A 16,869-nucleotide genomic window follows, 5' to 3' on the forward strand; every position below is an offset into this window, starting at 1 on the left:
GCGCGCCGACGGGACCGGCACAGGCAGCTGGCGGGGAGCAGTGCGGTCAGACGTTGCCCCTGCGAAAAACTCAATACACTGTCAGGCACTACCAACGGGTATGTTCGGGTCCCGGAATGCCCGGGAGCGCTCGGTCACCTGCATCGCCTGCGGTGACTCGGTCGCCCGGTCGGACGCCCGCGAGTACGACAAGCACGGTGACCGGTGGGACCGGCGGGACAAGGCGTTCGAGCACCTCTGTAAGCCCTGTTTCGCCGACCTGTGTCGCCAGCCCCGCGAGGGACTCGAAACCACCCTCGACGCGGCCGGCGCCGGCGAGACCGACCGCGACACGTTTCTCAAACGCTTCCGGGAACTCTCCGAAGGCGACAGCGCGGCCGAGTGACCCCGACAGTCCTAACTACACCCTGTTCGTACCCGGCTACATGACTACCGAGGACGCGCAGGCGGCGGCCGGGACCGCCGAGGGGCAAGGCCCCGTCCAGATCGACGAGGAGCTGGCCCGGCACTTGGAGAACAAGCGCGAGGAACTGTTCGAGAAGTTCGGCATCCCGGACGAGTTCCCGCCGGAAGTCCTCGAGGAAGCGCGCGAGCGCACCGAGGACGTTCAGGCCGAGATCGAGGAGGAGGTCGAAGAGCGAGCGGACCTCCGGGAGATGACGACCTGGACGACCGACCCGGTCGACGCACAGGACTTCGACGACGCCATCTCCGTCGAGGAGCGAGACGACGAGTACGTCCTCTGGGTCCACATCGCCGACGTGACCCACTACGTCAACCCCGACACGGAGATGTGGGACCAGGCCGTCGAGCGCGGGAACACGGTGTACCTCCCGGCCTACACCGTCCACATGCTGCCGCCCGTCCTCGCCGAGACGGTGTGCTCGCTGGTCCCCAACGAGGACCGACTGGCCCACACCGTCGAGATGCACCTCGACAAGGAGAACCTCGGCTACGACGAGATCGAGATCTACAAGTCCGTCATCCGCTCGGACGCCCGGCTGACCTACACCGAGGCCGAGCGCCTGCTCGACGACCCGGACAGCGCCGCCGACCTGCTCGAAGACCAGAGCGTCGACCTCGCGGAGAAGACCGAGCAGGTCTGGGAGCTGGCTGACCGGATGCACGAACAGCGCAAGGAGGAGGGGTCACTCGTCCTCAACCCCGCGCGGGACCGCGCTCACACCATCATCGAGGAGTGCATGCTCAAGGCGAACAAGGCCGTCACGCACGAGCTGATGTGGTCACGCGGCGTCGAGGCGATGTACCGCGTCCACCCCCAGCCCAGCCCCGACGAGTGGGACGAGGCGCTGGTCGAGATCCAGGAACTCGACGGCGTCTCCATCCCCGGCGACGCGTGGGACGACCCGCGAAAGGCCGTCAACGCCACGCTCGAACAGGCCCCCGGCCGCCAGCTCGATAAGATCCAGTGGGCCGTGATGAAGGTGATGCCCCGCGCGAAGTACATGAACGACCCCTTCGGCGGCCACCACGCGCTGAACTTCGAGATCTACGGCCACTTCACCTCGCCGATCCGGCGGCTCTCTGACCTCATCAACCACTGGATCGTCTACACCAACGACGTGCCCGAGGACCTCGTGGCGCTGTGTGACCGCGCCAGCGACCGTCAGAAGGACGCAGAGCAGTGCGAGCGCGAGTACAAGCAGTTCCTCCAGGAGGTCGGCCTGGACCCCTCGGCGGTCAACAACCGCGGCATCGAAGTGGTCGAGGACCCGGACGACGAGGAAGCCACAGAAGACGAGACTGCGGACGACGACGAGGCGGCCGAGGAGTAGCGCCGCCCGAGCGCGCCCGGACGGTCGGTCACACCAACAGGAAGACCTTTTTTCCGGCCGGTCGGCACTGCCAGTATGTGCCCTCCAGCACCGGCGGTTGCGACTGACGGACTGACGAAGCGCTACGGCGACACGAGCGCCATCGTCGACCTCGATCTCACCGTGCCCCGCGGGAGCGTCTTCGGCTTTCTCGGCCCCAACGGCGCGGGCAAGACCTCGACCATCCGCATCCTGACGACGCTGACGAACCCGACCTCGGGGACGGCGCGGGTCGCGGGCGAACCGGTCTCCGACCGGGCCGCCGTGGTCGACCGGATCGGCTTCCTCCCCGAGGAACCGCCGCTGTACGACGAACTCACCGGTCGCGAGCAACTGGAGTACGTCGCGGGCCTGCGCGGCCACGAGGACTGGGAGCGCGTGGAGTCGCTGCTCGACCGCTTCGACCTCTCGGCGGACGCCGACCGCCGCGTCGAGACGTATTCGAAGGGGATGAAACAGAAGCTCGGGCTCGTCCAGGCGCTGTTACACGAGCCCGAGGTGCTGATTCTCGACGAACCGACTTCGGGACTCGACCCGCGGGCGGCCCGGACGGTGCGTGACACCATCAGCGAGGTCGCGGCCGCGGAGACGACCGTGTTCCTCTCGACGCACATCCTCCCGGTGGTGGAGGAACTGGCCGACACCGTCGGGGTGCTGTACGACGGCGACCTCGTCGCCGAAGGCACGCCGGCCGAGCTGACCGACGAAATCGCGGCCGGCGGGACGCTCGAAGACGTGTTCCTCGACGTGACCAGCGAGCGGCCGGCAGAACGATGAGACGACCGGACGGCCGCCGGGCGCTGCTCGTCGCGCGGACCGAGCTTCGGCGGACGTGGCGAAAGCTCCTCGGGACGGCTCGCGGGACGCTCACGCTCGCTGGCGGCGGTCTCATGATCTCACTGTACAGCCTCGCCATCGGCGCGGCGGCGCTGTTTCTCGGCGGCGCGCTCGCCGAGAGCGACCCGCACGCCGTCAGGCTCGCGACGACGGGCGCGATCGGCGGCCTGCTGGGACTCGTCGGCTTCGTCACGCTTCAGCACGCGGTGAAGTCGACCGGCGAGCCCGACGCCGCGGACGGGCTCCTGACGACGATTCCCTACGAGGACGCGCTGGCCGGACTCGTCGTCGCGGAAGTCGGTCGCGTGCTCGCCGGGCTCGGGCTCCCACTGCTGGCGCTGACGCTCGGCCTCGCCGCCGGGAACGCGGGTCTCGGCGTCGCGCTCGTGGTCCTCGTCGGCTCGCTCCTCGTCGCGGTCCTCGGGACGCTCGGCGGCTACGGGCTGGGACTCGTGACGAAACTGGTCGCCAGTCGGAGCGCCGTCGTCGCCCGCCACCGCGCGAGCTTCGGCGGGCTCGCCTCCCTCGCGCTCGCGGTCGGTTGGATCACGATGACGACGATTCCGTCCGTGCAGACGCGCATTCTCCGACTGGCCACGCGGTCCCCGCTGTCGTGGACCGCCGACGCGGTCTTACTGGCGCTCGGGAATCCCAGCGCCGACCCCGTCCACGCGGGCGTCGCGACCGTCGCACTCGCAGGGAGCCTCCCGCTCGGTGCGGTCGCGTGTCTGTGGCTGGCCGGGCGGACCTGGTACGCGGACCCGGTCCAGCCCGACCACGAGTTCGACCCCGACGAGCGGACGCTCTCGGACCGACTCCTCCGGGGGCGGGTCTCGACGGCGACCCGCGTCGTCGCACAGAAGTCGTGGCTTCGGACGAAGCGCGCGCCGATCACCGTCCAGTACGCGGCCATGCCGTTCTTCTTTCTGGTGTTCCAGCTCCAGACCGTGGTGCTGGAGGGCGTCGTCCCGCCGACGTTCCCGCTGACCGCCGGGCTCGCGACCGCGGCGGCCGCGGGTGCGGCGTTCACGCTCAATCCGCTCGGCGGCGAGGAGCGCGTCCTCCCGCTGACGCTGACCGCGAACGTCTCCGGGCGCGCCTTCGTCTCGGGGCTCGTCCTCGCCGGCGCGCTCCCCGGCGTCGCGCTCACGGCAGTCCTGGTCGGCGGCGTCGGCGTCGCCGCCGGCACGCCGCCGCTGACGCTCGTCGTCGCTCTGGCGACCGCACTCGTCGCCACCGTCGGAGCGCCCGCCATCGCCGTCGGAACCGGCGTCGTCTTCCCGAAGTTCGAGCGGTCCTCCGTCTACGGGCGCGAGGTGGTCGTTCCGAGCGGCTGGGCCTTCCTCGGCTACCTCGTCGTCCTCGGCGCAGTTGTCGCGCCGGCGAGCCTGGCGTTCCTGTTCAGCGTCCACGACCTGTTCTCGCTCGGCGACGAGCCGTGGCTCCTGGGCGGCGGCCTGGCGGCGACGCTCCTCCTCTGTCTGGCGAGTGCCGCCGTCGGCTTCCGCTACGCCGCGAACCGCGTCGCCACCTACCGCTTCGATTGAGCGCGAGCGGTCAGTGCGGCGCGACAGACAGTGCGATACGAGCGGCCACCGGACCCAGACCAGCGACGGTCCGCCCCGCTCAACAGATCGGCTTCGGGTCGAGCCCCATCGCGTCGAGCGTCTCGGCGTAGCCGTCGTAGGCGGCCTCGACCGCCTCGGTCGCGGCCGCCGCCGCGTCGCCTCGCTCCGAGTCCGAGAGGGCGGCGAGGGCGGTCTCGGCCCGGTCGAGCGACGACGCGTCGGATCTGAGTTCCCGGGCGAGGTCGGCGCGACCCTCGTCGGCCTCGTTGACGAAGAAGTTCACCACCTGCAGGTAGAAGCGGTCGGCGACCAGCGGGGCCGCGACGAGTCCGGCCCCCACGCGGTTGACGGTCCCATCCACGGTTTCGAGGTGCGCCGAGAGCGCGTCGGGCTCCCCCACGTCGGCGTCGATCCGGTCACGACGCTCGGCGGCCGCCGCGGCCGCCTCGTCGATCGCGGCTGCGACTTCGCCTTCGGCTTCCGCGTCGTCCGATATCTCGTCACTCCACTGTCCCAGCGCGCTCGCCAGCCCCGCCTCCCGGGTCGCGGTGGCTTCGAGGACCGCGTCGGGCTCCAGCGACGCGCCGGTGGCGGCGACGAGCGCCTTGTCCGACCCGAGTCGGTCGCGTTCCGTCTCCGTGGCGTCCCGCACCGCGTCGATCGTGGCTCGCGCGTCCATACGCTCGCTGGGGCCGGCGCGGGCTTCAATTCCCCGCCCGGTTTATCTGCCGGAGCGACCTACGTCCGGTATGGCCGAGGACTACCCGGAACCCCCGACGGAACCGCAGTCCCTGTCGGCGGCGGTGCTGCAATCGCGGCTCGACACCGGCGACTCCGTCCGACTGCTCGACGTTCGCGACAGAGACGAGTACGAGGAGTGGCACATCGCCGGCCCGTCGGTCACGGCGACCCAGGTCCCGTTCCCGAAGTTCCTGCAGGCGAAGGTGACCGGCGAGGTCGACCCCCTCGTCGCGGACGTGGCCGGGTCGGGGCCGATAACCGTCGTCTGCGCCCGCGGCGAGGCCAGCGCCTTCGTCGCCGGCCTCCTAACAGAACACGGCGTCGACGCACAGAACCTCGCCGACGGGATGGAGGGGTGGGCGCGCGTCTACGAGTCCCGTGAGATCCCCTGCGACGCGGCCACCGTCGTCCAGTATCGACGCCCCGCGTCGGGCTGTCTCGGCTACATGGTCGTCAGCGACGGCGAGGCCGCCGTCGTGGACCCGCTGCGGGCCTTCGCCGACCGCTACGTCGCCGACGCCGCCGAACGCGACGCGACGCTCCGCTTCGCCGTCGACACGCACGTCCACGCCGACCACGTCAGCGGCGTCCGACGCCTCGCAGACGAGACCGACGCCGAACCGGTCATGCCCGCGCGAGCCGTCGCCCGCGGCGTCACGAGTGAGGTGACCGCGCTGCCCGACGACGGAACGCTCGCCGTCGGCTCGGCGACGCTCCGCGCCCATCCCCTGCCCGGCCACACCACCGGCATGACCGGGTTCGCGGTCGGCGACGTGCTGCTGGCCGGCGACAGCGTCTTCCTCGACGGCGTCGCTCGACCGGACCTCGAAGCCGGCGCCGAGGGCGCGCGCGACCTGGCCCGCGACCTCCACCGCACGCTGATCGACCGCCTCGCCGCGCTCCCCGATGACACGCTCGTCGCGCCGGGCCACTACGGCGAGACCTCGACGCCCACGGCCGACGGTACCTACACGGCCGCGCTGGGGAGCCTTCGCAACAGTCTCTCCGCCTTCTCGATGGACCGCGAGGCGTTCGTCGACGCCGTCTGCGACGACATCCCCCCGCGGCCGGCCAACTTCCAGCGCATCATCGCCATCAACCTCGGGACGGAAACCGCGGACGACGACACCGCCTTCGAACTCGAACTCGGGCCGAACAACTGCGCCGCTACGCCGACGGCCGACGACTGAGCGCCCCAGCTAAAACGGTAACCGCTCGCGAATCTGGTCCAGCAGCGATCTCTCCTCGTCCGGCACGTCGTCGCCCACCACGTCCTCCCCCGGCAGAATGACCGTCCGCTCGCCGTTGTCTTCGACTTCGATGAGGTCGTCCGCCTTGAGGGCCGCCAGCGCGTCTTCGATCCGGTCGATGTTCTCCTCCGTCCGCGACCGAAGTTCGAAGACGGTCATCCCCTCCTCGCGGCGGTCAGCGAGCGCGTCGAGCACCGCAACCTCGGTCTCGTCCCGGTCGCGATACTCCGGCTTCGCTCTCATGTTCCCTTCTATAACCGGACGGGTCTAATCTTTGTCCCTCATTAGGAACAGTGAAGCGCTGTCGGAACCGGTCGAGATTGAATAAACAATACCAGCCCTGAGAAGTAGTTAGAAATACGGGTATCAAGCATCACGATTATCTGTTCTTAGTTATCCTGATAGTTAGGTCCGGCTGGACCCCCTTCAAGTGATCCAGCGTATTTGACAACGTAACGATATAGCGACATGGATCCTTCGTGAACCTTGTATGCCCAGATGTATTTGATATATGCTGTCTCATACACTTCACCATCCGGAGTCACAGCGGTAACATTCACCGTGTCGGGTATCCAAGTATGATCCCATTCACTACTCTCTGAATTCGCATCGTCGACAATAACGGAATATGTGAAAATCAATCCTCGCCGTTCTTTAGCGCTGATCGTTTTATTTTCCGGATTGTTCATCACATATCTTACGTGATAACTCTCATTTGCTGGGAAAATCTTGGTAGTACTAATATTCGTTGAAGGATCAATCTTGGCAGTCTCTCGAAATTCCTTATCGAATTCTTCATACTTACTACGCCGTTCGCTATAGGGATCTACCTCCGTCGGCTCTGGTGTAGAAATAACGATACTTGCAGTTTGTCCAGCTGTCGGCGTTGACTCTTCCGTCTTTGCTATTTCTGTTGGAGACTCTGTTTCCTTCGATGTCAGTGTAGAGATTGATTCGTCGTTCTGATTTGTCCCGAGTGTAGAGCAACCAGCGGACGTAGTAAGCAGTACGATGGTGACGATAGTGAGGATCGTTTTTGTTCGAGTCATTATTTTTCGATTTTTCTCATGCGATATCAAATAACATTACTTCGTTCTAGACGAGTCATTAACCCTATCGTATTCGTCAGGCATTATACTCCCCAAGCTGGCCCATTCCAGTCACTGCTGCCGTAATCCTTACTCCCTGTGTTCCCCTCATTGTTATCCCCACTATCAGTGTCAGTAGAACCATCAAACAGTTGTGCGATATGGCCACTGTCAGAAGGTGCTCCGTCACTATCACCATCATCTCTACTACTGTCATCTTCATGGCTACTACTGCTCGATTGCTTCGAGGCTTTCTCCTTCTCGTAGTTTTCGGTTAGTTTACGTTTATCAAAAGTTTCACCTCTCCCGTTTATTGAAAGTGCATCTACTTCATTCGGACCAGCCATTTGGACAAGTTCGTTGTTCTGGTGCAGCCATACACCAGGTTTCCCATCCACGTCCACGACAGTGTCATCAATGACCATTGATGCGGTATCAGTACACCCTCGGTTCTGATTGGAGCTATCGTAGTAGTTGATCGTGCCGCCCGGACACGGCTCGGAGCCGATGCCACCGCCACCGCCGCCGGTCGAACTGACGACGCGAACGGTCTGATTAGCGGCTCCGCGGCGGCCGGCGGCGTCGTACGCGACGGCGCGGACCGATATCGGTCCGGTGGTGTTGAACGTCCACGGCTGCGTCGTGGTCGCGTTGTCGCCGGCGAGGGGGGCTCGCTGCACCAGACTCCCGTTGACGAGCCAGGCGAGCGACCGGAGGGACGCGTCGCCGGCCGTCACGCTGGCCGAGAGGTTCCGCTGCGCACCGACGGGGAGCGCCGTGGGCGACGACAGCGAGACCGTCGGTCCGCTGGGGTCGGTCACCGAGACGTAGAGCGTGTCCACGCGGGTGGTCCCGTTGTCGTCGGTGACCGCGACGGTGACGTTGTACTCCCCGAGTTCGGTCGGAGTGAACGCTGTCTGGACACACGTCGGGCAGTCAGGCGTGCGCGTTGCGCCGTCGGGAGTTCGAATCGTCCACTCCACGCGGCGAACGTCGCCGTCGGGGTCGCGCGACCCGTTGGCGTCCAGGTGGACGGTCGTTCCGCGCTCGACCGACTGGTCGAGGCCAGCGTCGGGCAGCGGCGGTTCGTTCGCCGCCGCTGCGCCCGTGCTACCGAGGACCGGTAGGAGCAGGCACAGCGCGACTATTGCCGCGGTCGTCCGACGCATTGACGAATCGTAGGATCGCTATCTGTTATAAAATTTTGTAAAAAGGTGTGAAATAAAATCTGGGCTGTCACGTGACGACGGGCGAACGGGCAGGGTTTAAGTATACCACGGCGGGAAGTTCTGACAATGGGTCTCAAATGTTCCGTCCTCGGGCACAAGTACGGTGAGACCACCGTCGAGCGCGAGCGCGAAGAGCAGGGTAGCGAAGTCGTAATCACCATCCAGGAACGGGAGACCTGCGAACGGTGTGGAGACACACGGATCGTCTCGGAGAACAAGGAAGTGACGTCCATCGAGACGCCCTCGGACATCGCGGGCGACCTCGTCGACGACGACGCTGACGCGGCGGAAGCCGAACCGGGAGAGAGCGAGTTCGAACCCCCCGAAGACGACGAGACGGACGACGCGTCCGAGGGCTGGGACAGCGTCGACGAGGGCGTCGAGAAGGAGCCCGTCGACACGGATGTCGGGGACGTGGGAGGCGTCGGAGCGGACGAGGAATCAGAGCCGATCGACCCGTCGGCCGACGATGCCGAGATCATCGACGACGACGAGAGCGACGACGAGGGCGAAAGCGGGGACGTAGAACTGGACGAACCCACGACGTCGGTCGACGTGCCGGACGCCGAGGGCGATGACGCGCTGGCCGGTGACGAGACGGACCCCGAGGAAGACGACGGTCTCATCCTCGGCGAGGAGGACGACGAGGAGACGAGCGGCGACCGAGAGCCCGGCGCGTGGCCCGAGGAACCGGACGACGGCGGCGACGACTGGTCGCCCGAGACGATGCCCGCGGATGACGACGACGAATCCGACGTCGAGCCCGTCGGTGAGAACGCCGTGACCGTCCCCGAGGGAGAGTTCCGCTGTCCCGAGTGCGGGTTCACGACCGAGGTCGAATCGACCTCGCTGCGCGCCGGCGACTTCTGTCCCGAGTGCCACAAGGGGTCACTTATCAATCACCGCGACGAGTGAACGCAAAGGGTAAGACAGCCCCTCGCAAAAACTCGCCCATGCGAGAGTACAAGATGCGACGGGGCGAGCATCTCGAAGACCGCGTCCCTGACATGGAGGCGTTCGTCGAGGAATACTTCGGACCAGTAACTGACACAGAGGAGTACGAGGGCAACGACCTGCTGGTCGTCGACGAGCCGGACAACCCCGTGTTCGAGCGGGTCGTCGCCGGCCGCGTCGAGTACGGATCGAAGAAGGACAAACTCGCACTGCATATCGACGAGCGCCCCGCAGAGGAGGTCATCGCCGAGGGGCACGTCGACGCCGCCGAGGACGCCGTGGCCAAGAAAAACGACTTCCTCGAAGAGGCGACGGACCGCGACGCGAAGGCGCGCCGCGACTCGCTGAAGCGCTCGGTCGAGGACGACGCCGACGCGCCGGACAACGTCTAAGGTCCGGCCGTCGCGGAATTTCTGCGGGCGCGATCGAAGTCCGAGCACGCAGTTCCGGTTCGTGAGCGGCGAGAGACTGCATTTTGAAGCCGCGTGCCGACGTGCTACCTGAACGAGCCGTCCGTAGCGACTGCTCCGTCACAGCGGGTCCGAGTATCACCGCGCGTCAGACGGGCGTCACACCTAAATGCCTACATGTCATAATCTAACATACGCCACACCTGGAGGCGCTCACAAGTATCCGGGTCACGAGTCCACTCGTGTCGCCACGGAACCCGGTTCCGGGGCACCCTGTCATAGTTTGTCCGCCCGCCGGAGCGGACCCAATCCGGCATTCCGAATCCGGGTCAGCCGCCGAGGGCACGTCCCCCTTTTACAGATCCTAACCGACGGCGAGTGGCGTCGCGCGACCGGCGAGTGCGACGCCCACCGGTTGGGATCTCACTCCGTCAGACCGTAACCGCGCTTGAACAGCGCGAAGTCGATGGACAGGACGACCACAGTCACGCCGGTCAGGACCGCGAGCGACGTGTTCGGGTCGATTTCGGTGACGCCGATCATGCCGTAGCGAACACCGTTCACCATGTAGACCATGGGATTTAGTAGCGAGACGCTGCGCCAGAGCGGCGGCAGTACGTCGAGCGAGTAGAACACCGCGCCGAAGAACACCAGCGGCCGGAGGATGAACTGGTTCATCACGGTGAGGTAGTCGAAGTCGCTCGCCCACAGACCGCCGACGACGCCGAGGCCGCCGAACAGCGTAGTGATGACGAGGACGAACGCGACCAGGTAGCCCGGATGCGAGACGGGAACGGACGTGAACACCAGGCCGACGCCGATGATGAGCAGCGACGTGATGACCCCCCGGAGCGCGCTCGCGGTCACGTAGGCGGACACCATGCTCCGGTTCGACATGGGCGAGGTCGTCACGGCCTGGATGTACTCGTTCCACCGGCCGTGGAAGATGGTGAACGAGGCGTTCTCGAAGCTGTCCGAGATGGCTCCCAGCACCACCAGCCCCGGGAGGACGAACTGGATGTAGCTCACGCCCGCGATGGACCCGATGCGGCTGCCGAGTATCACGCCGAAGACGGAGAAGTACAGCGCGTTCGTGATGATCGGCGGCAGGAACGTGTTGTAGGGCCGGCGCACGAACCTGAGAACCTCCCGACGGACCAGCGTCAGCAGCTGGGTCGCGTTGGGGTTCACGCCGACACCTCCGCGTAGTCGCGTTCGTCGCGGGTCATGTCGACGAAGACCTCTTCGAGCGACGCCCGGCGGATGTCGAGCGAGGCGACGGTGTGACCCTGTGCTTCGAGTTCGCGCATGAGCGCCGGCGCGGTCTGGCTCCCGCCCATCGCGGTCACGGACAGCCCCTCGTCGGTCAGTTCCACGTCCGTGACACCCTCCACGTCGAGGCGCGGAGCGGTCCGCGGGGGGTCCGCGAGTTCGAGGACGATGGTGTCCGTGCCGCGGGCCATCAGGTCGTCGGGCGTCGCCACCTCGACCTTCCGGCCGTCGTCCATGATGGCAACGCGGTCACAGAGACGCTCGGCCTCCTCGATGTAGTGGGTCGTCAGCAGGATGGTCGTCCCCGCGTCGTTCATGCGGTTGATGATGTCCCAGAGGTCGTGGCGGAGCTGCACGTCGACGCCCGCCGTCGGCTCGTCGAGGATGAGCAGGTCGGGGTTCGAGACGAGCGCGCGGGCGAGCATGAGCCGGCGCTTCATCCCGCCGGAGAGCCAGTCGAAGCGCGTGTCGCGCTTGTCCCAGATTCCGACGGTCTTGAGTGCCTCCTCGGCCCGCTCGCGAGCCTCCTCTCGCCCGATCCCGTGGTAGCCGGCCTTGTGTTCGAGCACCTCGATGATGGGAAAGAATCGGTCGACGTTGAACTCCTGGGGGGCCAGCCCGATGCGGTCGCGGACCTCCCGGTAGTCGTCTTCCACGTCGAAGCCGAACACCTCCGCGGTGCCCTGGTCCTTGCGGACGAGGCCGACCAGGGTGTTGATGAACGTCGTCTTTCCCGCGCCGTTCGGTCCGAGCAGGCCGAAGAATTCCCCCTGCTCGACGGTCAGTTCGAGCCCGTCGAGCGCCTGCACGTCGCCGTAGCGCTTTCGTACCCCACTGGCTCGTATCGCCGGGTCTGTCATTGGCGTCGCTAGCGCGGCGACACCGAAAAACGCATTGAACCCCCGACGAACCGGCCGTTACACTGAAATGAACGCCGCGGCGAGGTCGCCTATCGGCCGAGCCGTTCCCGGGCGATGCCGACGCCCGCGGGCGTGATGATGAGCTGGTCGTCGTCTTTCTGGACGATGTCGCCGCCGACTTCGTTTGCGACCTGCTTGAGCTCGTCGCTGATGTGTTCCATCGTCCGGTCCTGCGTGGAGTGGCGCGTGATGTCGGCGATGACCACGTCGCCGTCGTAGACGGCGTCCTTGATCTCGATGACGTCCTGCTTGTCGCTGATGCGGGCGATTCGGACCTGCCGCTCGGCCTCGGTCCCGCTCATGTCGAATTCGTTGGCGTTCAGCTCGACGTAGTCCTCGGTGTTCCGAGACGACCCCGACTCGCCGAGAATCTTGCTCATCAGTCCCATGTCACTCTCGGCGTGCGCAACCGGTTTCAACTTTTCGTCCATCGAATGTATCGCCACATCCCCCTGATTGACCATGGTAGTGACCGGGGCCGGTGCGCGGACAGGGGCAAAGCGTTACTCAGCGACGGACCAACGGCCGATAGCGATGCGCTTGCCCTCCATTGAGACGACTCACAGCTCCGTCGCAGTCGTCGGTGGCGTCCTCTATGCCATCGGCGTGCTGTCGTGGGTATTTACGAACGGCGTCCGCTTTTCGTCGCAGGATCCCGCGACCCTCACGTTTGGAATCGGCTACGCCGCCGTCGGGATGTTCCTCACGGGTGCCGTCCCGCTGTTCCTCTGTGGCCGACTCTCGCTCGGCACACCGGTACTCGTGACGCTCTGGCTGCTCGGCAACACGGTGTTCGAGTGGCTCTACGGAGCGCACCTCCACCCGCTGTCGTCGTATCTCACCGTCTGGCCCCTGCTGCTTGGGGTCGCGGTGGGTGCCGGCGTCGTCGAGGCGGCGGTCAGAATCGGCCTGAGCCGGAGCGTCGGCCGGTTCGGACTCCGGCCGCTGGGGTAGGACTTACACCGAGAACTCGAAGAGGTCGTCGCCGACGTGGTGGAGCGACTTGACGACTTTCCCGCTGTCGCCGACCATGTCGTCGCCGTCGGTCTGCGCCCGCCCGACGGCGAGGAACTTCCCGTGGGACTCCTCGTTGACGACGACGAGGTCGCCCTCGCTGATGTCGTCGTCGGCCTCGGTGATGCCCGGTCGCATGATGTCAGCGCCGTCGGAGACGAACGAGACGGCCCCGGCGTCGACGGTGACGACGTGCTTCTGTGGCGGATGCTGATTCGCGCCCTGGACGGTCAAGAACGGTTCGTCGTCTAAGTAAAGGACGAGCGGGTCGCCGTCGACGAGGACGACGTCCCAGTCGCTGTCGTCGAACGCGACCTTCTCGAAGCTGTCTGCGTCGAGGTCGACCCCGAGGTTGTCCGACAGCGCCGTGGTGATGGCGTCCACCTCGTCGGAGCGGAGGTGGTGACGCGACTTGACTTCCATACTCCCGTCTCGTCGGCGGTGGAGGGTAAGCGTAACGAAGCGGCCGGGCGGGGAGAGGCTTTTGCGCTCCCGGTCGAACACAGAGGTATGCGAGTCGTCACGCTCCTGCCCTCGGCGACGGAGATCGTCTACGCGCTCGGCGTCGAACCGGTCGGCGTCTCCCACGAGTGCGACTACCCGCCGGCCGCCCGCGAGCGACCGTCGGTCAACCGTTCGCGCGTCGACCCGGACGCGTCGAGCGCCGAGATCAACGAACAGGTCGCGGCGGCAGAGGAAGGCGACGGCGTCTACGCCGTCGACCGCGAGACGCTGGCGGAACTGGACCCCGACCTCGTCGTCACGCAGGGCGTCTGTGACGTCTGCGCCGTCGACCACGTGCTGGTGGCCGAGGCGGTCGAAGAACTGGGGCTCGACGCCGAGGTGCTGACGCTCGATATCCACAGCCTCGACGACCTCTTCGAGTCCATCCACCGCGTCGGGTCGGCGGTCGGGCGCGACGAGCGCGCGGCAGGGCTGGTCGCCGACCTCCGGGACCGGGTCGCGGCCGTCGAGACGACGGCGGCGCGGGCCGAGACGCGCCCTCGCGTGGCCGTCCTGGACTGGCTCGACCCCGTGATGGTCGCCGGCCACTGGGTGCCGGAGATGGCCGAGACGGCGGGCGGGCGCTACGAACTGGAAGCGGCCGGCGCGCACTCCCGGCCGCGCGAGTGGGAGACGGTCCGCGAGTACGACCCCGAGGTGCTGGCGGTCGCGCCCTGCGGGTTCGACGTGGCACAGACTCGCGAGAACCTCGCCGACCTGACCGAGCGGCCCGGCTTCGACGACCTGACGGCCGTCCGCGAGGGTCGGGCGTACCTAATGGACGGCCACCACTACGTCAATCGGTCGGGACCGCGGCTGGTCGACACGCTGGAGTTCCTGGCGGCGCTCGTCCATCCAGACCTGTTCGAGGCCCCGCCGCGGGACGCCGTGGCCGAACTCGGCACGGTTCGGGCCTAGGCGACCGCGGCCAGTCCGACGTAGGTGTTCCCGAGGACGACGAGCGCGCCGACGGCGACGACGCCGAGAAGCCAGGCCCGCCACAGCGGGACCCGCTCGACGAGGTCGCGACACTCCAGCAGGACGACGCCGACGTAGAGGACGACCGCCATCTTCAGCGCGACGACGAGCAGCGGCTCGTGAAACAGCAGCGCCCGGATCCAGGGGTTGGCCTCCAGTCCCGGCCCCGCGAAGCGCGCGGCGAACAGCGTCGACAGCGCGTCGCCGAAGCCCCAGACGAGCACCAGCGAGAACACCAGCTCGACGTAGCCGGGCTTCTGCAGGCGAATCGAGAGGGGGTGGGGGCGCTCAGTCTCCGGCATGTGACTCGATGACAGACCTCGGGACTATCAGCGCATAAAGCTCGGTGTCGCAGTATTAGCTGTGAGAATCGACGAGGCAATAGAGAGACAGCTCAGTCCTGGGCCAGCGAGCAGCGCCCCTCGTAGGTCGCGTCGGCGACGCTATCGATGGCCGGGTCGTCGCCACAGACCGGGCAGTCGGGGTTCGGGGCCACGGGAATCTCCTCGAAGGACATCTCGGCGGCGTCGTAGGCGACGAGTCGCCCGTCCAGCGTCTCGCCGTAGTCCATCGCGAGCTTGACGACCTCGGTCGCCTGCATGCAGCCGATGGTTCCCGGCAGCACGCCCAGCACGCCGGCGGTCGCGCAGTCGGGGACCGTCCCCTCCGGCGGCGCTTCGGGGAACAGACAGCGGTAACACGGGCCGTCGCCGGAGAACGTCGTCACCTGGCCCTCGAAGCGAAAGATCGCGCCGTGTGAGAAGGGCGTCCCCGCGAGCGTGCAGGCGTCGCTGACGAGGAAGCGCGTCGCGAAGTTGTCCGAGGCGTCGACGACGATATCGTAGTCGGCGACGAGGCCGGGGGCGTTCTCCCGTTCGAAGCGGACCCCGTGGCGGTCGACGGTCACGTCGGGGTTCAGATCGGCGACGAACTCGGCGGCGCTGTCGACCTTCGGCCGGCCCACGTCCGCGTCGCCGTGGATCACCTGCCGCTGGAGGTTCGACCGCTCGACGGCGTCGTCGTCGACGATTCCGAGCCGACCGACCCCGGCGGCCGCGAGGTACTGGAGGACCGGCGACCCGAGCCCGCCGGCCCCGACGACGAGCACCGACGTATCGAGCAGGGCCGCCTGCCCCTCGGGCCCCACGTCGTCCATGATGATGTGCCGGGAGTAGCGGTCGAGCTGTTCCGGGTCGAGGTCCGGTCGCATAGCGGGACTTGACCGGCCGGAGAAATAAACGGCGTGTTCGCTCGTCCTCAGGCGTTCCGTTCGAGGTCCGCCACGAGGTCGTCCATCGCCTGGTTGATGTCCGCGAGGAGGTCGGTCTGCTCGACGGACTCGTCGGCGATGTCGGCCGTACTGTCGGCGATTTCCTTCGCCGCCGCGGTCGACTGGTCCATCATGCTGGCCACCTCCTCGGTCGAGGCCGCCTGCTGGTCGGTGGCCGTGGCCACCTCGGCGATGCCATCGTTGACCTCGCGAACGGTATCGTCGATCTCTCCGAGTATCTGGGTCGACTCCTCGACGGTGTCGATCCCGTCTTCTATCTCTCTGTTGCTCTCTTCGAGGCTCTCGACGGCGTTCTCGGTGTCTTCCTGAATCCCGTCGATCATCTGCTCGATGGTGGTCGCCTGCGACTGTGACTCCTCGGCGAGGCTCTTGACCTCGTCGGCGACGACGGCGAATCCCTCCCCCGCTTCGCCGGCGCGAGCGGCCTCGATAGAGGCGTTCAGCGCCAGCATGTTGGTCTGATCGGCGATGTCGTTGATGACCTCGACGATCTCGTCGATCTCGGCCACGCTCTCCTGGATTGTCTTGACGTCGTCGGCCACGCTGTCGGCCGCCCGCTGGATGTTCTCCATCGCCTCGTGGACGTCCTCGGCGTTGCCCTGGCCTCGCTCCGCGAGTTCTTTGGCCTCCCGCGAGGCGGCCGATACCTCCTCCGAGGACGAGGCGATCTGCTGGACCGACGCCGAGAGGTTCGACACCTCGTTCGCGATCTCGGTCATGGCCTCGTGTTGCTCGGCAGCCTGTGCGCGGATGTCGTCCGTCTCCTGGGCGACGTCGACCGAGGAGTTCTCCATCTCGGCCAGCATCGTCTGGATCTCGCTCGCCGCCTCGTGGCTGTATCCGGACTGCCTGTCGATGTCCTCGGCGATCTCGTCTTCGATATCTGCGTCGATATCCTCGTCGATATCCGAGGTACTGGCCATCGGCTCAGCGTCGACGTGCTTTTCAGACATTCTATCCGGAAGAACGGACGCCAGA

At 66.5% G+C, this 16,869-nt stretch carries 20 protein-coding genes; 9 read left to right on the top strand and 11 right to left on the bottom strand.

Features of this window, described 5'->3' with window-relative positions; genetic code table 11:
- Positions 1-100: 100 nt before the first annotated feature.
- The 4 genes from ACOZ4I_RS14005 (at position 101) to ACOZ4I_RS14020 (ending at position 4,219) form a co-directional block, all read left to right on the top strand.
- Positions 101-385 carry a DUF7562 family protein gene (locus tag ACOZ4I_RS14005; RefSeq protein ID WP_424000567.1) on the top strand — a complete coding sequence of 95 codons (285 nt, stop codon included), beginning with the start codon at positions 101-103 and terminating at the stop codon, positions 383-385.
- 40 nt (positions 386-425) lie between these two features.
- Positions 426-1,796: an RNB domain-containing ribonuclease gene (locus ACOZ4I_RS14010; protein ID WP_424000569.1), complete on the top strand. Its 1,371-nt coding sequence runs from the start codon at positions 426-428 to the stop codon at positions 1,794-1,796.
- A gap of 75 nt (positions 1,797-1,871) precedes the next feature.
- Positions 1,872-2,612 carry an ABC transporter ATP-binding protein gene (locus ACOZ4I_RS14015; RefSeq protein ID WP_424000571.1) on the top strand — a complete coding sequence of 247 codons (741 nt, stop codon included), beginning with the start codon at positions 1,872-1,874 and terminating at the stop codon, positions 2,610-2,612.
- Positions 2,609-4,219 carry a hypothetical protein gene (locus ACOZ4I_RS14020; protein WP_424000573.1) on the top strand — a complete coding sequence of 537 codons (1,611 nt, stop codon included), beginning with the start codon at positions 2,609-2,611 and terminating at the stop codon, positions 4,217-4,219. Before ACOZ4I_RS14015 ends, ACOZ4I_RS14020 begins: the two co-directional genes overlap by 4 nt.
- Positions 4,220-4,298: 79 nt before the next feature.
- Here ACOZ4I_RS14020 and ACOZ4I_RS14025 read toward each other — a convergent pair whose 3' ends face one another.
- Positions 4,299-4,919 (bottom strand): transcription antitermination protein, encoded by a 621-nt coding sequence (locus tag ACOZ4I_RS14025; protein WP_424000575.1) that lies wholly within the window; start codon positions 4,917-4,919, stop codon positions 4,299-4,301.
- Positions 4,920-4,989: 70 nt separating this feature from the next.
- Between ACOZ4I_RS14025 and ACOZ4I_RS14030 the strand changes: the two genes are divergently transcribed.
- The gene (locus ACOZ4I_RS14030; RefSeq protein WP_424000577.1) at positions 4,990-6,171 is read left to right on the top strand and encodes an MBL fold metallo-hydrolase; all 1,182 of its coding nucleotides are present in this window, start codon (positions 4,990-4,992) and stop codon (positions 6,169-6,171) included.
- A gap of 9 nt (positions 6,172-6,180) precedes the next feature.
- Here the strand turns inward: ACOZ4I_RS14030 and ACOZ4I_RS14035 are convergent, their stop codons facing one another.
- The 3 genes from ACOZ4I_RS14035 to ACOZ4I_RS14045 form a co-directional block, all read right to left on the bottom strand.
- Positions 6,181-6,474: a DUF6432 family protein gene (locus ACOZ4I_RS14035; RefSeq protein WP_424000579.1), complete on the bottom strand. Its 294-nt coding sequence runs from the start codon at positions 6,472-6,474 to the stop codon at positions 6,181-6,183.
- A 146-nt stretch (positions 6,475-6,620) separates the two neighbouring features.
- On the bottom strand, positions 6,621-7,280 hold the full coding sequence (locus ACOZ4I_RS14040; RefSeq protein ID WP_424000581.1) for a hypothetical protein: 660 nt from the start codon (positions 7,278-7,280) through the stop codon (positions 6,621-6,623).
- A gap of 83 nt (positions 7,281-7,363) precedes the next feature.
- Positions 7,364-8,488: a PKD domain-containing protein gene (locus ACOZ4I_RS14045; protein WP_424000583.1), complete on the bottom strand. Its 1,125-nt coding sequence runs from the start codon at positions 8,486-8,488 to the stop codon at positions 7,364-7,366.
- Positions 8,489-8,614: 126 nt separating this feature from the next.
- On the opposite strand from ACOZ4I_RS14045, the gene ACOZ4I_RS14050 reads away from it, so the two are divergent.
- Both ACOZ4I_RS14050 and ACOZ4I_RS14055 read left to right on the top strand, forming a co-directional pair.
- Positions 8,615-9,463 carry a DUF7093 family protein gene (locus ACOZ4I_RS14050; RefSeq protein WP_424000585.1) on the top strand — a complete coding sequence of 283 codons (849 nt, stop codon included), beginning with the start codon at positions 8,615-8,617 and terminating at the stop codon, positions 9,461-9,463.
- Between the two features lie 38 nt (positions 9,464-9,501).
- Positions 9,502-9,894, top strand: coding sequence for a DUF5611 family protein (locus tag ACOZ4I_RS14055; RefSeq protein WP_162414694.1), 393 nt, complete (start codon positions 9,502-9,504; stop codon positions 9,892-9,894).
- Positions 9,895-10,335: 441 nt separating this feature from the next.
- Here ACOZ4I_RS14055 and ACOZ4I_RS14060 read toward each other — a convergent pair whose 3' ends face one another.
- From ACOZ4I_RS14060 to ACOZ4I_RS14070, 3 genes are all read right to left on the bottom strand, one after another.
- Entirely contained in the window at positions 10,336-11,103 is a 768-nt protein-coding gene (locus tag ACOZ4I_RS14060; RefSeq protein WP_424000587.1) for an ABC transporter permease, read from the bottom strand.
- On the bottom strand, positions 11,100-12,044 hold the full coding sequence (locus ACOZ4I_RS14065; RefSeq protein WP_424000589.1) for an ATP-binding cassette domain-containing protein: 945 nt from the start codon (positions 12,042-12,044) through the stop codon (positions 11,100-11,102). Before ACOZ4I_RS14065 ends, ACOZ4I_RS14060 begins: the two co-directional genes overlap by 4 nt.
- A gap of 89 nt (positions 12,045-12,133) precedes the next feature.
- Complete coding sequence (locus ACOZ4I_RS14070; protein ID WP_424000591.1) at positions 12,134-12,493, bottom strand: cell division protein SepF; 360 nt, start codon at positions 12,491-12,493, stop codon at positions 12,134-12,136.
- Between the two features lie 145 nt (positions 12,494-12,638).
- On the opposite strand from ACOZ4I_RS14070, the gene ACOZ4I_RS14075 reads away from it, so the two are divergent.
- The gene (locus tag ACOZ4I_RS14075; RefSeq protein WP_424000593.1) at positions 12,639-13,058 is read left to right on the top strand and encodes a hypothetical protein; all 420 of its coding nucleotides are present in this window, start codon (positions 12,639-12,641) and stop codon (positions 13,056-13,058) included.
- A 3-nt stretch (positions 13,059-13,061) separates the two neighbouring features.
- Here the strand turns inward: ACOZ4I_RS14075 and ACOZ4I_RS14080 are convergent, their stop codons facing one another.
- The gene (locus ACOZ4I_RS14080) at positions 13,062-13,541 is read right to left on the bottom strand and encodes an RNA-binding protein (protein ID WP_424000595.1); all 480 of its coding nucleotides are present in this window, start codon (positions 13,539-13,541) and stop codon (positions 13,062-13,064) included.
- 87 nt (positions 13,542-13,628) lie between these two features.
- Between ACOZ4I_RS14080 and ACOZ4I_RS14085 the strand changes: the two genes are divergently transcribed.
- The gene (locus tag ACOZ4I_RS14085; RefSeq protein ID WP_424000596.1) at positions 13,629-14,540 is read left to right on the top strand and encodes a cobalamin-binding protein; all 912 of its coding nucleotides are present in this window, start codon (positions 13,629-13,631) and stop codon (positions 14,538-14,540) included.
- Here ACOZ4I_RS14085 and ACOZ4I_RS14090 read toward each other — a convergent pair.
- From ACOZ4I_RS14090 to ACOZ4I_RS14100, 3 genes are all read right to left on the bottom strand, one after another.
- Positions 14,537-14,902 carry a DUF5658 family protein gene (locus tag ACOZ4I_RS14090; protein WP_424000598.1) on the bottom strand — a complete coding sequence of 122 codons (366 nt, stop codon included), beginning with the start codon at positions 14,900-14,902 and terminating at the stop codon, positions 14,537-14,539. The two genes, ACOZ4I_RS14085 and ACOZ4I_RS14090, sit on opposite strands and share 4 nt — an antisense overlap.
- Positions 14,903-14,994: 92 nt before the next feature.
- Positions 14,995-15,810 carry an SAMP-activating enzyme E1 gene (gene ubaA / locus ACOZ4I_RS14095; protein WP_424000600.1) on the bottom strand — a complete coding sequence of 272 codons (816 nt, stop codon included), beginning with the start codon at positions 15,808-15,810 and terminating at the stop codon, positions 14,995-14,997.
- A gap of 47 nt (positions 15,811-15,857) precedes the next feature.
- Positions 15,858-16,844, bottom strand: a complete 987-nt coding sequence (locus ACOZ4I_RS14100; RefSeq protein WP_424000602.1) for a methyl-accepting chemotaxis protein — start codon at positions 16,842-16,844, stop codon at positions 15,858-15,860.
- Positions 16,845-16,869 lie beyond the last annotated feature (25 nt).

Origin of the sequence: Haloarcula salina (assembly GCF_049603855.1) — an archaeon.
GTDB classification, from domain to species: Archaea; Halobacteriota; Halobacteria; order Halobacteriales; family Haloarculaceae; genus Haloarcula; species Haloarcula salina_A.